Source organism: Pseudomonas sp. B21-041 (genome assembly GCF_024748675.1).
Classification (GTDB): domain Bacteria; phylum Pseudomonadota; class Gammaproteobacteria; order Pseudomonadales; family Pseudomonadaceae; genus Aquipseudomonas; species Aquipseudomonas neuropathica.
In genome coordinates this window covers 371,873-384,337 of sequence record NZ_CP087175.1, presented here as the reverse complement: position 1 = coordinate 384,337, position 12,465 = coordinate 371,873, and the positions used below count along the sequence as shown (strand labels likewise).

The 12,465-nt window shown below is 60.0% G+C and carries 13 protein-coding genes; 9 read left to right on the top strand and 4 right to left on the bottom strand.

Annotated features, from left to right (window positions below; translation table 11 throughout):
* Positions 1 to 270 precede the first annotated feature (270 nt).
* The 4 genes from LOY43_RS01695 to ntrC all read left to right on the top strand — a co-directional run bounded on the left by LOY43_RS01695 (position 271) and on the right by ntrC (position 4,153).
* A complete protein-coding gene (locus tag LOY43_RS01695) occupies positions 271 to 783 on the top strand; it encodes a DUF4124 domain-containing protein (RefSeq protein WP_258709109.1) in 513 nt (170 codons plus the stop codon).
* Positions 780 to 1,403, top strand: coding sequence for a DUF4124 domain-containing protein (locus tag LOY43_RS01690; protein ID WP_095125303.1), 624 nt, complete (start codon positions 780 to 782; stop codon positions 1,401 to 1,403). The genes LOY43_RS01695 and LOY43_RS01690 overlap by 4 nt, the downstream gene beginning before the upstream one ends.
* 231 nt (positions 1,404 to 1,634) lie before the next feature.
* A complete protein-coding gene (glnL, locus tag LOY43_RS01685) occupies positions 1,635 to 2,720 on the top strand; it encodes a nitrogen regulation protein NR(II) (RefSeq protein WP_095047169.1) in 1,086 nt (361 codons plus the stop codon).
* Positions 2,717 to 4,153: a nitrogen regulation protein NR(I) gene (gene ntrC / locus LOY43_RS01680; RefSeq protein WP_007909238.1), complete on the top strand. Its 1,437-nt coding sequence runs from the start codon at positions 2,717 to 2,719 to the stop codon at positions 4,151 to 4,153. The genes glnL and ntrC overlap by 4 nt, the downstream gene beginning before the upstream one ends.
* A gap of 606 nt (positions 4,154 to 4,759) precedes the next feature.
* Here ntrC and LOY43_RS01675 read toward each other — a convergent pair.
* Positions 4,760 to 5,197, bottom strand: coding sequence for a hypothetical protein (locus LOY43_RS01675; protein ID WP_095047168.1), 438 nt, complete (start codon positions 5,195 to 5,197; stop codon positions 4,760 to 4,762).
* Here LOY43_RS01675 and LOY43_RS01670 point away from each other — a divergent pair.
* Positions 5,196 to 5,651 (top strand): tRNA (cytidine(34)-2'-O)-methyltransferase, encoded by a 456-nt coding sequence (locus LOY43_RS01670; protein WP_258709108.1) that lies wholly within the window; start codon positions 5,196 to 5,198, stop codon positions 5,649 to 5,651. The genes LOY43_RS01675 and LOY43_RS01670 overlap by 2 nt on opposite strands.
* A 166-nt stretch (positions 5,652 to 5,817) precedes the next feature.
* Here the strand turns inward: LOY43_RS01670 and secB are convergent, their stop codons facing one another.
* The 3 genes from secB to LOY43_RS01655 are packed head-to-tail and all read right to left on the bottom strand — an operon-like array spanning position 5,818 to position 7,030.
* Positions 5,818 to 6,303, bottom strand: a complete 486-nt coding sequence (gene secB, locus LOY43_RS01665) for a protein-export chaperone SecB (RefSeq protein WP_007909233.1) — start codon at positions 6,301 to 6,303, stop codon at positions 5,818 to 5,820.
* Between the two features lie 57 nt (positions 6,304 to 6,360).
* Entirely contained in the window at positions 6,361 to 6,615 is a 255-nt protein-coding gene (gene grxC / locus LOY43_RS01660) for a glutaredoxin 3 (RefSeq protein WP_038359971.1), read from the bottom strand.
* A gap of 1 nt (position 6,616) precedes the next feature.
* A complete protein-coding gene (locus LOY43_RS01655; protein ID WP_083367280.1) occupies positions 6,617 to 7,030 on the bottom strand; it encodes a rhodanese-like domain-containing protein in 414 nt (137 codons plus the stop codon).
* A 153-nt stretch (positions 7,031 to 7,183) separates the two neighbouring features.
* Between LOY43_RS01655 and gpmI the strand changes: the two genes are divergently transcribed.
* The 4 genes from gpmI (at position 7,184) to LOY43_RS01635 (ending at position 12,382) form a co-directional block, all read left to right on the top strand.
* A complete protein-coding gene (gpmI, locus tag LOY43_RS01650; protein ID WP_095047167.1) occupies positions 7,184 to 8,713 on the top strand; it encodes a 2,3-bisphosphoglycerate-independent phosphoglycerate mutase in 1,530 nt (509 codons plus the stop codon).
* Positions 8,714 to 8,965: 252 nt separating this feature from the next.
* Entirely contained in the window at positions 8,966 to 10,252 is a 1,287-nt protein-coding gene (locus LOY43_RS01645; RefSeq protein WP_095047166.1) for a murein hydrolase activator EnvC, read from the top strand.
* 31 nt (positions 10,253 to 10,283) lie between these two features.
* The gene (locus LOY43_RS01640; protein ID WP_095047165.1) at positions 10,284 to 11,603 is read left to right on the top strand and encodes a S41 family peptidase; all 1,320 of its coding nucleotides are present in this window, start codon (positions 10,284 to 10,286) and stop codon (positions 11,601 to 11,603) included.
* Between the two features lie 2 nt (positions 11,604 to 11,605).
* Entirely contained in the window at positions 11,606 to 12,382 is a 777-nt protein-coding gene (locus LOY43_RS01635) for a divergent polysaccharide deacetylase family protein (protein WP_095047164.1), read from the top strand.
* The last annotated feature ends 83 nt before the right edge of the window (positions 12,383 to 12,465 follow it).

Below are 12,465 nucleotides of genomic sequence, written 5' to 3'. Positions count from 1 at the left end.
GTTACGTGGCGTGAGTGAAAGAGGCCTCCTTCGGGAGGCCTTTTTTATTGCCCGCGATTTATGGCGTCACGCAGATCCCTGGGAGCGAGCCTGCTCGCGAAAGCGTCGTATCCGTCACCATCACTGTCAATGACGCACCGCATTCGCGAGCAGGCTCGCTCCCACAAGGGATTTGTGGTGTCTGAATGATCTCTGGATGTTTGCCGGGTTGGGCCAACCGCCGCGTCTGGCCTATGCTGCACCCCATCGCTTTCAATCCCGGTCGATTTCATGGGTCGCACCTGTCTCTACATTCTGCTGCTGATCGCCCTGCCCGCCGCCGCGCAGATCTACAAGTACACCGACGCCAACGGCAACACGGTCTACAGCGATCACTCGCCCGATGGTGTGCGGGCGCAGCCGGTGGAGTTGCCGCCGCTTAACAGGGTCGAGCCGCAAACACCGAGTACACCGCCTGCATCCAGCACCGAAACCCGTGAGCCTGCGCGCAAGGCCTACGACATTCTTGAACTCGCTGGTCTACCCACCGAAGAGGCCCTGCGCGCCAATAACGGCACGTTCACCGTCCAAGTGCTGATCAAGCCGCGTCTGCAACCGCCGCATCAGTTAAGGCTGGTATTGGACGATGAGCCTTACGGCCAGCCGAGCAACGTGCCGATCCTACAATTGGTGAACATTGATCGCGGCGAACATCGTCTAGCGGTGCAGGTGATTGACGGGCAGACGGTCATCCAGCAGAGCGCGCCAGTCCCTCTCAGCGTACAGCGGGTGCACAAGCCATGATTCGTGCGTGGCTGATCGCGGTGCTGGCGCTGCTCACGCTACAAGCATCGGCTGAGGTGTTCACTTATATCGATGCCCAAGGTAATCGCATCTACACCGACCAGCCGCGTGGCAATGCCAAGCGCGTACCGATCGCGACCAGCAATCGCATGTCCGCAAACCCCACCGTCGCCGTGCCGATCACGACTGCAAAAAAAACCCCAGAGCAACCGCCCTTCCACTACGACATGCTGCGCATTCTGGTACCTGAACCCGATGCAACGATTCGCAGCAGCGCCGGCGAAATCATCGTCAGCGTCACCAGCGAACCGGGCCTGCAAAAAGGTCATCGTTATCGACTGCTGCTGGATGGCCAAGCCACCGGCGAACCGGGGCTGAGCCCGGTCTTCCCGCTAAACAACATCGATCGTGGCAGCCACAATCTTTCGGTGGAAATCCTCGATGCCGAAGGGCGCACGGTGGAACGCACTGCCAACCAGCCCTTCCACATGCTACGCATCTCCCTCGCACAGAAACGCCAGGTCAAGCCGTGCACCACCGACGATTACGGCATCCGTCCGGAATGCCCCTTGAAAGACAAACCGCCCGAGCCGAAAAACCCCTTTCTGCGTTTCTTCTAACGCCATTCAGCTTTGCGCACTATATTGGTGCACAAGACTGCACCGTACCCATATCTCAACCCATTTTGGTTCGAAAGTACCCGCGAGCGCTGGCCGACTGCCACGCAAAAGAGCGTCAAACGCCTGTTTCATTGGTTGAACGCTTCTTTTCGGAGCCTTGGTTTGGTTTTTGCATTTTCCCGATACCGACGCTTGTTACTTGCGCACGCTCCGCCCCCAAAAGAGGCTCTGATGACTATTAGCGACGCAATCCACCGTTTGCTGCTCGACAACCTGACCACCGCCACCATCCTGCTCGACGCCGAATTGCGCCTTGAGTACATGAACCCGGCGGCGGAGATGCTCCTCGCCATCAGCGGGCAGCGCAGCCATGGACAGTTCATCAGCGAGCTGTTCACCGAATCCACCGAGGCGCTCAATTCCCTGCGCCAGGCAGTGGAGCAGGCGCATCCGTTCACCAAGCGCGAGGCGATGCTTACCGCCCTCACTGGCCAGACGTTGACCGTGGATTACGCGGTGACGCCAATCCTCAGCAATGGCGCGACCATGCTCCTGCTGGAGGTCCATCCGCGTGACCGCTTGCTGCGGATCACCAAGGAGGAGGCGCAGCTGTCCAAGCAGGAAACCAGCAAGATGTTGGTACGCGGCCTCGCTCACGAGATCAAGAATCCGCTCGGTGGCATCCGCGGCGCCGCGCAATTGCTGGCCCGCGAACTGCCGGAAGAAAGTCTGCGCGATTACACCAACGTGATCATTGAAGAAGCCGACCGCTTGCGCAATCTGGTCGACCGCATGCTCGGCTCGAACAAACTGCCGTCGCTGGCGATGTGCAACGTTCATGAAGTGCTGGAGCGCGTCTGCCAACTGGTCGAAGCGGAAAGCCAGGGCTGCATCACCTTGGTGCGTGATTACGACCCAAGCATCCCCGACGTGCTGATCGACCGCGAACAAATGATTCAGGCGGTGTTGAACATCGTACGCAACGCGATGCAAGCGATCAGCAGCCAGAACGAATTGCGCCTTGGCCGCATAAGCCTGCGTACCCGGACCATGCGCCAGTTCACCATCGGCCACGTCCGCCATCGTCTAGTGACCAAGATCGAAATCATCGACAACGGCCCGGGGATCCCGGCGGAACTTCAGGAAACCATTTTCTTTCCCATGGTCAGCGGACGCCCGGACGGTACCGGACTCGGCCTGGCCATTACCCAGAACATCATCAGCCAGCACCAGGGCCTGATCGAGTGTGACAGCCATCCAGGCCACACCACCTTCTCGATCTTTTTGCCACTGGAACAAGGAGCCACATCGACATGAGCCGTAGTGAAACCGTGTGGATCGTCGATGACGACCGTTCTATCCGTTGGGTTCTGGAAAAGGCCTTGCAGCAGGAAGGCATGACCACCCAGAGTTTCGACAGCGCCGATGGCGTGATGAGTCGCCTGGCCCGTCAGCAGCCAGACGTGATCATTTCCGACATCCGCATGCCCGGTGCCAGCGGTCTGGATTTGTTGGCGCGGATTCGCGAGCAGCACCCACGGTTGCCGGTCATCATCATGACCGCTCACTCCGATCTGGACAGCGCTGTCGCCTCGTATCAGGGCGGCGCGTTCGAGTACCTGCCGAAGCCGTTCGACGTCGATGAGGCGGTCTCGCTGGTCAAACGTGCAAACCAGCACGCACAAGAACAGCAAGGCCTGGAAGTGGTGCCGGCACTGACGCGCACCCCGGAAATCATCGGCGAAGCGCCGGCGATGCAGGAAGTGTTTCGCGCCATCGGCCGCTTGAGCCACTCCAACATCACCGTGTTGATCAACGGCGAATCCGGTACCGGTAAAGAACTGGTGGCCCACGCCCTGCACCGCCACAGTCCGCGCGCGGCCTCGCCATTCATTGCGCTGAACATGGCGGCGATCCCCAAGGATCTGATGGAATCCGAGCTGTTCGGCCATGAGAAAGGTGCGTTCACCGGCGCGGCAAACCTGCGTCGCGGCCGCTTTGAACAGGCTGACGGCGGCACGCTGTTCCTCGATGAAATCGGTGATATGCCGGCCGACACCCAAACCCGTTTGCTACGGGTTCTGGCCGATGGCGAGTTCTATCGTGTGGGCGGCCACGTGCCGGTCAAAGTCGATGTGCGCATCATCGCCGCGACGCACCAGAATCTGGAAACCCTGGTGCACGCCGGCAAGTTCCGCGAGGACTTGTTCCACCGCCTCAACGTAATCCGTATCCACATCCCGCGCCTCTCCGATCGTCGTGAGGACATCCCGACCCTGGCCAAGCACTTCCTCAGCCGCGCGGCGCAAGAGCTGGCGGTGGAACCGAAGCTGCTGAAGAGCGAGACCGAGGAATACCTGAAGAACCTGCCGTGGGGCGGCAACGTACGTCAGCTGGAGAATACGTGCCGCTGGATCACGGTAATGGCGTCCGGGCGCGAAGTGCACATCAGCGACCTGCCGCCAGAACTGCTGAACCTGCCGCAGGACTCGGCGCCAGTGACCAATTGGGAGCAAGCACTGCGTCAGTGGGCCGATCAGGCGTTGGCGCGTGGCCAGTCGAGCCTGCTCGACAGCGCGGTACCGGCGTTCGAGCGGATCATGATCGAGACGGCTTTGAAGCACACCGCCGGGCGTCGTCGCGATGCCGCCGTTTTGCTGGGTTGGGGGCGCAATACCCTGACGCGCAAGATCAAGGAATTGGGGATGAAGGTCGATGGCGGGGATGATGATGAGGGGGATGAGGGTTAACGCTTGAGAATTGTTGTGTGCTCAGGATCCATCCCCCTCACCCCAGCCCTCTCCCCCAAGGGGTAGAGGGGGAAGGGAGCCGATTTATGTGATGTTCAAAATCTGAGTTCGGCTCGGTATTTCAGGTCGGTTTATTTTGACCGGGCAACTCGCTAAGTCCCCTCTCCCTCTGGGAGAGGGCTAGGGTGAGGGGCAGCCGTGCACCGCATCAATGCACAATGACCCGCGATCGCGCACAGCCGCATCTGCATCCTTCATTCTGAAAACACCGACAAAACCATTATCCAAGTACACAAAAGCCCCGAGTTCCGGGGCTTTCGTATTTCTGATCAGCTTTTTTGTTTCAGCAAATGAAAACCTGGCACGCCCCCTGCAATACCTCTTACAGGTGATTCGATTCACCACCCGTTTCGGGGACCTTGGTACAGGCAGGCCGGGGATTCCCCTCTTTACACCGGGCTCATACCGCAACGCGACGAGCCCACCCTTTTGGGATCCTTGGTACAGGCAGGCCGGGGGTTCCCTCTTTACACCGGACCGACGCTAGCAGCGAAGTCCATCCTTTTGGGAACCCTGATACAGGCAGGTCAGGGATTCCCGCTTTTATTACTCGCGGAGATGGATTTCCAGCCGCCAGCGGTCATCGACCTCACTGCCGACCCAATCGCCCTGCAGCGGCCGCGCCGCCAGCACCGTCAGCAACAACCCTCCGTCACTCGCTCGCGTCCGCCAGTTCACATCTTTGCCATTGAGCTTGAGCTGGCCCTTCTGCGCCGGGCCCTCAGCCTGAAACAGCAGCGCCACCGTGCCATCGATGATTTCGCCGTGCAGCTTGGGCTCGTTGTTGAACCACACCACCAACCCTTGATCCGTCACCTCGACCTGCTGCAACACCGTCGGATCCGGCGTGGTCAGGCGGCCGATCATCAAGCCGATCATCAAGCCGACAATTGCCAGCGAACCGATGACTCGCGGCAATAGTTTCGAACGGTTGTCCACAGGCGGCGTAGAATGCCGCTCATCTTTACCTTCGGAGCCGTGCATGTTTCACGTCATCCTTTTTCAACCAGAAATTCCGCCGAATACCGGCAACGTTATCAGGCTGTGCGCCAACAGCGGCTGCCACCTGCATTTGATCGAACCGCTGGGCTTCGAGATGGACGACAAGCGCCTGCGCCGTGCCGGTCTCGATTACCACGAATATGCCACGCTGCAACGTCACGCGGACCTGGCCAGTTGCCTGGAAAGCCTGGGCAACCCAAGACGGTTTGCGTTCACCACCAAGGGTTCGCGACCGTTTCATGATGCCGCGTTTGTTCCTGGCGATGCGTTCATCTTCGGCCCGGAAAGCCGTGGCCTGCCGCCGGAAGTGCTCGACGCGCTGCCGCCGGAACAGCGCCTGCGCCTGCCGATGCGCGAAGGCTGCCGCAGCCTGAACCTGTCCAACACCGTGGCGGTGGCCGTGTACGAAGCCTGGCGCCAGAACGACTTCAAGTAACACCACACCTGATCGTTCCCACGCTCTGCGTGGGAATGCAGCCCGTGACGCTCCGCGTCACTGGACGCGGAGCGTCCCCAGAGGCATTCCCACGCGGAGCGTAGGAACGATCAGCCAAGAAAAAAGCGCCTGTTACGGCGCTTTTTTCTTTGTAGCCCAGACCGTCTTACTGAACGGTTGGCGTCTCGCCGCTTTCCTGCATGCGCTGCAGCTCTTGCGCGTACAGAGCATCGAAGTTCACCGGGGCCAGCATCAGGGCCGGGAACGAACCACGGGTCACCAGGCTGTCCAAGGTTTCGCGCGCGTACGGGAACAGGATGTTCGGGCAGAACGCACCCAGGGTGTGGCTCATCGAAGCCGCGTCCAGGTTCTTGATCAGGAAGATACCGGCCTGTTGCACTTCAGCGATGAAGGCGACTTCTTCACCGTTTTTCACGGTGACGGACAGGGTCAGCACGACTTCGTAAAAATCACCTTCCAGCGCTTTCTGACGAGTGTTCAGATCCAGAGCGACCGCCGGATCCCACTGCTGGCGGAAGATCGCCGGGCTTTTCGGGGCTTCGAAGGACAGGTCGCGTACGTAGATGCGCTGCAAGGAGAATTGCGGTGCGGTTTCTTCTTCGCTGGCTGCAGTGTTCTGTTGGTCAGTCATCTCAGATCCTTATCGATCTTGGGTCTTTTAGGGAGTGCTGTACGTGGGTGCAGCCGTTCAGGCCTTGAGCAGCGCGTCGAGCTTGCCGGCGCGCTCCAGGGCATACAAATCGTCACAACCGCCGATGTGCTTGCTGCCGATCCAGATCTGCGGCACGGACGTACGTCCGGCTTTCTGGGTCATTTCAGCACGCACTTGCGGCTTGCCATCGACCTTGATCTCTTTGAAGGCCACGCCTTTGTTCTCGAGCAGGTATTTGGCTCGCGAGCAATAAGGGCAGTAATCGCTGGAGTAGACGATGACTTCGCTCATATCACTTCACCAACGGCAGGTTGTCGCCTTTCCAGCTGGAAATACCGCCGGACAGCTTGGCGGCGGTGAAGCCGGATTTCATCAGCTCGCGGGCGTGGGTGCCAGCGGTCTGGCCCAGCGCGTCGACCAGAATGATGGTCTTGGCCTTGTGTTTTTCCAGCTCGCCGATACGCGCAGCCAGTTTGTCCTGGGGAATGTTCACCGCGCCAACGATGTGGCCGGCAGCAAAATCCTTGGCCGGACGGATGTCCACCACCACGCCTGCGTCTTTGTTGACCAACGCGGTCAGTTCGCCGGTGCTCAGGCTTTTACCGCCGCCCTGCATCGTGTGCGCCAGCAGCAGAGCCAGCAGTACGACGAAGATACCGACAAGAATGTAGTGGTTAGTGGCAAATTCAATCAGGTGAGCAACCATCGAAGGAGGTTCCAGGGCGTTAAAATGTCGGCCAGTATACACAGCCACTATGGTCGGCCAAACCCCGTCCGGCGGTGACGCGGTCGGAACTTAGCTTTAAACTCCAACTCCCTTTTCCATCGCCCTCTTCTTTATTAGCCACGAGTGGATTCCATGACTACCACGCCTAAACCTTTGGTCCTGATGATTCTCGACGGCTTCGGTCACAGCGACAGCCCCGAATCCAACGCCGTTTTTGCGGCGAAGAAGCCTGTTCTGGATCGCCTGTGGGCCACTGTGCCCAACGGCTTGATTTCGGGCAGCGGCATGGACGTCGGCCTGCCGGACGGCCAGATGGGCAACTCCGAAGTCGGCCACATGAACCTTGGCGCCGGCCGCGTGGTGTATCAGGACTTTACCCGCGTGACCAAAGCGATCCGCGACGGCGAGTTCTTCGAGAACCCGACCATCTGCGCCGCTGTGGACAAAGCCGTGGCCGCCGGCAAAGCCGTGCACTTCATGGGCCTGCTCTCCGATGGCGGCGTGCACAGCCACCAGGATCACCTGATCGCCATGGCCGAACTGGCCTTCAAGCGCGGCGCCGAAAAAATCTACCTGCACGCTTTCCTTGACGGCCGCGACACCCCACCGAAAAGCGCTGCGTCGTCCATCGAACTACTCGATGCGACCTTCCAGGCACTGGGCAAGGGCCGTATCGCCAGCATCATCGGCCGCTACTTCGCCATGGACCGTGACAACCGCTGGGACCGTGTGGCTCAGGCCTACAACCTGATCGTCGACGGCAACAGCGAATTCCACGCCGCCACTGCGCAGGAAGGTCTGGAGGCTGCTTACGCTCGCGGCGAGAGCGACGAATTCGTCAAAGCCACGACCATCGGTGAGCCGGTGAAAGTCGAAGACGGCGACGCCGTGGTGTTCATGAACTTCCGCGCCGACCGCGCCCGCGAGCTGACTCGCGTGTTCGTCGAAGACGACTTCAAGGATTTCGAACGCGCGCGCCAGCCGAAACTGGCCGGTTTTGTGATGTTGACCCAATACGCAGCGAGCATCCCTGCACCCTCGGCGTTCGCCCCGGGCAGCCTGGAAAACGTCCTTGGCGACTATCTGGCGAAAAACGGCAAAACCCAGCTGCGCATCGCTGAAACCGAAAAATACGCCCACGTGACCTTCTTCTTCTCCGGCGGTCGTGAAGAACCGTTCCCGGGCGAAGAGCGCATCCTGATCCCGTCGCCGAAAGTCGCCACCTACGACTTGCAGCCGGAAATGAGCGCACCGGAAGTCACCGACCGTATCGTCGAAGCCATCGAAAACCAGCGCTATGACGTGATCGTGGTCAACTACGCCAACGGCGACATGGTTGGTCATAGCGGTGTGTTCGACGCGGCCGTGAAGGCTGTGGAATGCCTTGATACCTGCGTCGGGCGCATTGTCGAAGCGCTGGAGAAGGTTGGCGGCGAAGCGCTGATCACCGCTGACCACGGCAACGTCGAGCAAATGGCCGATGAATCCACCGGCCAGGCGCACACCGCGCACACCACCGAGCCGGTACCGTTCATTTATGTCGGCAAGCGCGACCTCAAGGTCCGTGAAGGCGGCGTGCTGGCGGACGTGGCACCAACCATGCTGAAGCTGCTGGGCCTGGAAAAACCGGCGGAAATGACCGGCACGTCTATCCTGGTGTAATCCGTCCGATCAACCACCACAAAACCCTGTGGGAGCTGGCTTGCCAGCGATAGCAATCTGACAGCCAACATCTATGTTGAATGTGCAGACGCCATCGCTGGCAAGCCAGCTCCCACAGTGGTTTATGGAGTTTTCGAAATGGAATTCGGTGTATTGCTTGGTCCAGTTATCACACAGCCCCAATTGGGCGTTTTTTTTGCAGCCTCGGGCGGGCATACTAGGCCGTCCCTTACCCTGGTGCCGCCCGCCCCTATGCTTCGCGTCCTGATCGCCCTTGCTCTGACATGCCTGCTCCAACCGGCTTTCGCTGACGAGCGCACGCAAACCCAACAACAGTTGGACGCCACGCGTCAGGACATTGCCGAGCTGAAAAAGCTGCTGAGCAAAGTCCAGGAAGAAAAGTCCGGCGTGCAGAAAGAGCTCAAGGGCACTGAAACCGAGCTGGGCAAGCTGCAGAAGCAGGTCGACGCGCTGCAGAAAGAACTGCAGAAAAGCGAATCCGAGCTGCAGCGACTCGATGCAGAGAAAAAAAAACTCCAGAGCGCGCGCACTGAACAGCAGCGACTGATCGCCATTCAGGCCCGCGCGGCCTATCAGAACGGTCGGCAGGAATACCTCAAGCTGCTGCTCAACCAGCAGAATCCCGAGAAATTCGCCCGCACCCTCACCTATTACGATTACCTGAGCCAGGCCCGCCTGGAACAGCTGAAGAACTTCAACGAAACCCTGCGCCAACTGGCCAATGTCGAAAAAGACATTGCCGCCCAACAGGCGCAATTGCTGGTACAGAAAAGCAGCCTCGATACCCAGCGCGACGAACTGGAAAATGTCCGCAAGGAACGCCAGCAAGTGCTCGCCAAGCTTAACGATGACGTGAAGGCCCGCGACCAGAAACTCGCCGCTCGCGAGCAAGATCAGGCAGACCTGTCTAAAGTCCTTAAAACCATTGAAGAAACCCTGGCCCGCCAGGCCCGTGAGGCAGAAGAAGCGCGGCAGAAAGCGCTGATCGCCCAGCAGGAAGCGGAAAAAAAGCGATTGCGTGAGGCGCAGGCTGAAAACAGTGACGCCCCACGAAAACCCGCCAGATCCACTCCAGGCGCGCTGGTCTCCAGCAGCGGCGAAACCTTCGGTGGCCCTTTTGCTGCAACCCGGGGAAAACTTCCGTGGCCGGTTGATGGTCGATTGTTGGCACGCTTCGGCGAATCCCGTGGCGACGACGCCCGCACCAAGTGGGACGGCGTAATGATCAGCGCCTCCGCCGGCAGCCAGGTGCATGCCGTACACGGTGGTCGCGTGGTGTTCGCCGACTGGCTGCGCGGCGCCGGGCTGCTGGTGATCCTCGATCACGGCAACGGTTTTCTGAGTCTTTACGGTCACAACCAGACACTGCTCAAGTCGGCCGGTGACGTGGTTAAAGCCGGTGAGTCCATCTCCACTGTCGGTAACAGTGGCGGCCAGGACACATCAGCGCTGTATTTCGCAATTCGTCAGCAGGGTCACCCGAGTGATCCAGCACAATGGTGCCGCGCGCAAGGATAAGCGTGCCGCCTAATTCAGGAGTTCGTTCGACATGCTGCATTTGTCCCGCCTTACCTCGCTGGCCCTGACGATCGCCCTGGTGATCGGCGCGCCTCTGGCGTTCGCCGCTCAACCGGCCCCGGCCGTCGCTCCGGCAGGCACTGCCGCGACTTCCAAGGCTCCGTTGCCGCTGGAAGAATTGCGCACCTTTGCCGAGGTCATGGACCGGATCAAAGCCGCTTACGTCGAGCCGGTGGACGATAAGACCCTGCTGGAAAACGCGATCAAGGGCATGCTCAGCAACCTTGATCCGCACTCGGCGTACCTCGGCCCTGAAGATTTCACCGAACTGCAGGAAAGCACCAGCGGTGAGTTCGGTGGTCTGGGCATCGAAGTCGGCGCCGAAGACGGTTTCATCAAAGTCGTCTCGCCAATCGATGACACCCCGGCGTCGAAGGCCGGCATTCAGGCCGGCGACTTCATCGTCAAGATCAACGGCCAGCCAACGCGCGGCCAGACCATGACCGAAGCCGTCGACAAGATGCGCGGCAAGATCGGCCAGAAAATCACCCTGACCCTGGTACGCGACGGCGGCACGCCGTTCGACGTGACCCTCGCCCGCGCGGTGATTCAGGTGAAGAGCGTCAAGGCGCAGCTGCTGGAAACCGGTTATGCGTACATCCGCATCACCCAGTTCCAGGTCAAGACCGGCGAAGAGGTTTCCAAGGCTCTGGCCAAGCTGCGCAAGGACAACGGCAAGAAGCTCAACGGCATCATTCTCGACCTGCGTAACAACCCGGGCGGCGTGTTGCAGGCAGCAGTGGAAGTGGTCGACCACTTCATCACCAAAGGCCTGATCGTCTACACCAAAGGCCGAATCGCCAATTCCGAACTGCGTTTCTCGGCCACCGGCAAAGACGAAAGCGAAGCCGTGCCGATGGTCGTGTTGATCAACGGTGGCAGTGCCTCGGCTTCGGAAATCGTCGCCGGCGCCCTGCAGGATCAGAAACGTGCGGTGGTCATGGGCACCACCAGTTTTGGCAAGGGCTCGGTGCAAACCGTGCTGCCGCTGAACAATGACCGCGCGCTGAAAATTACCACCGCGCTGTACTTCACGCCGAATGGCCGCTCGATTCAGGCACAGGGCATCGTGCCGGACATCGAAGTGCGCAAAGCCAAGATCACCAACGAGGCCGATGGCGATTACTTCAAAGAAGCCGACCTGCAAGGTCACCTGGGCAACGGCAACGGCGGCGCAGACAAGCCGACAGGTTCCGGCGGCAAGGCCAAGGCGATGCCGCAGGATGACGATTACCAATTGGCCCAGGCCCTGAGCCTGCTCAAAGGGCTGAGCATCACGTCCGGCCGTTGAGGATGTCTTTGCGTCTCCTCTTCGTTCTGTTGTGCTGTCTGGCGGGTGCTGCTCATGCAGAGCCCGCCAGCCCAAAGCCACACAAAGCCTATCTGACACTGATCATCGACGACCTGGGGCAGAACCTGCCCCGGGATCGCCGCGTGCTGGCCCTGCCCGGCCCGGTGACCACGGCGATCATGCCGGACACCCCGCACGCCACCGAGTTTGCCCGCGAAGCCCATCGCGCCGGCAAGATCGTTATCCTGCACATGCCCATGGACCCAGCCACCGGTCCCTATGCATGGCACCCTGAACTGCCCATCGAAGAGCTGGAAAAACGCCTCAACGCCGCGTTCAAAATGGTCCCCTACACTGCCGGCATCAATAACCACATGGGCAGCCGCATGACTGCGCAACCGGTGGCGATGGCCTGGTTGATGGGCGAACTGCAGCGTCGGCACAAGTTCTTCGTCGACAGCCGCACCAGCGCCCAGACCGTGGCGGCGCAACAGGCGCAGAAGATCGATCTGGCCAGTGTCTCGCGGGACGTGTTTCTTGATGACGAGCGCACTGAGGCAGCGATCTACACGCAGTTGCAGACCGCGATCAGCCTGGCGCGCAAGCAGGGTTCGGCGGTGATGATCGGCCATCCCTATCCGCAGACACTGGCAGTGCTGGAGCGCGAACTGCCGAAGTTGAAGAGCCAGGGAATCGACTGGATCGATATCAAACAGATGATCAGCGTGCGCAGCAATCGCGCCATGGCCAGTCATGGTAAAGACGGGGTTTATCGGTAATACCCTGTGACGCTAGCACATACATAGTTACCACCCGGAAACCGTCCCCATTCCCGATAGTGCGACCTGCAACAGGTCGCTAC

Bases quoted from the DNA above. Each gene is read 5' to 3' on its own strand.
- LOY43_RS01695 (WP_258709109.1), top strand. From the start codon at position 271: ATGGGTCGCACCTGTCTCTACATTCTGCTGCTGATCGCCCTGCCCGCC.
- LOY43_RS01690 (WP_095125303.1), top strand. From the start codon at position 780: ATGATTCGTGCGTGGCTGATCGCGGTGCTGGCGCTGCTCACGCTACAA.
- glnL (WP_095047169.1), top strand. From the start codon at position 1,635: ATGACTATTAGCGACGCAATCCACCGTTTGCTGCTCGACAACCTGACC.
- ntrC (WP_007909238.1), top strand. From the start codon at position 2,717: ATGAGCCGTAGTGAAACCGTGTGGATCGTCGATGACGACCGTTCTATC.
- LOY43_RS01670 (WP_258709108.1), top strand. From the start codon at position 5,196: ATGTTTCACGTCATCCTTTTTCAACCAGAAATTCCGCCGAATACCGGC.
- LOY43_RS01675 (WP_095047168.1), bottom strand. From the start codon at position 5,197: ATGCACGGCTCCGAAGGTAAAGATGAGCGGCATTCTACGCCGCCTGTG.
- secB (WP_007909233.1), bottom strand. From the start codon at position 6,303: ATGACTGACCAACAGAACACTGCAGCCAGCGAAGAAGAAACCGCACCG.
- grxC (WP_038359971.1), bottom strand. From the start codon at position 6,615: ATGAGCGAAGTCATCGTCTACTCCAGCGATTACTGCCCTTATTGCTCG.
- LOY43_RS01655 (WP_083367280.1), bottom strand. From the start codon at position 7,030: ATGGTTGCTCACCTGATTGAATTTGCCACTAACCACTACATTCTTGTC.
- gpmI (WP_095047167.1), top strand. From the start codon at position 7,184: ATGACTACCACGCCTAAACCTTTGGTCCTGATGATTCTCGACGGCTTC.
- LOY43_RS01645 (WP_095047166.1), top strand. From the start codon at position 8,966: ATGCTTCGCGTCCTGATCGCCCTTGCTCTGACATGCCTGCTCCAACCG.
- LOY43_RS01640 (WP_095047165.1), top strand. From the start codon at position 10,284: ATGCTGCATTTGTCCCGCCTTACCTCGCTGGCCCTGACGATCGCCCTG.
- LOY43_RS01635 (WP_095047164.1), top strand. From the start codon at position 11,606: ATGTCTTTGCGTCTCCTCTTCGTTCTGTTGTGCTGTCTGGCGGGTGCT.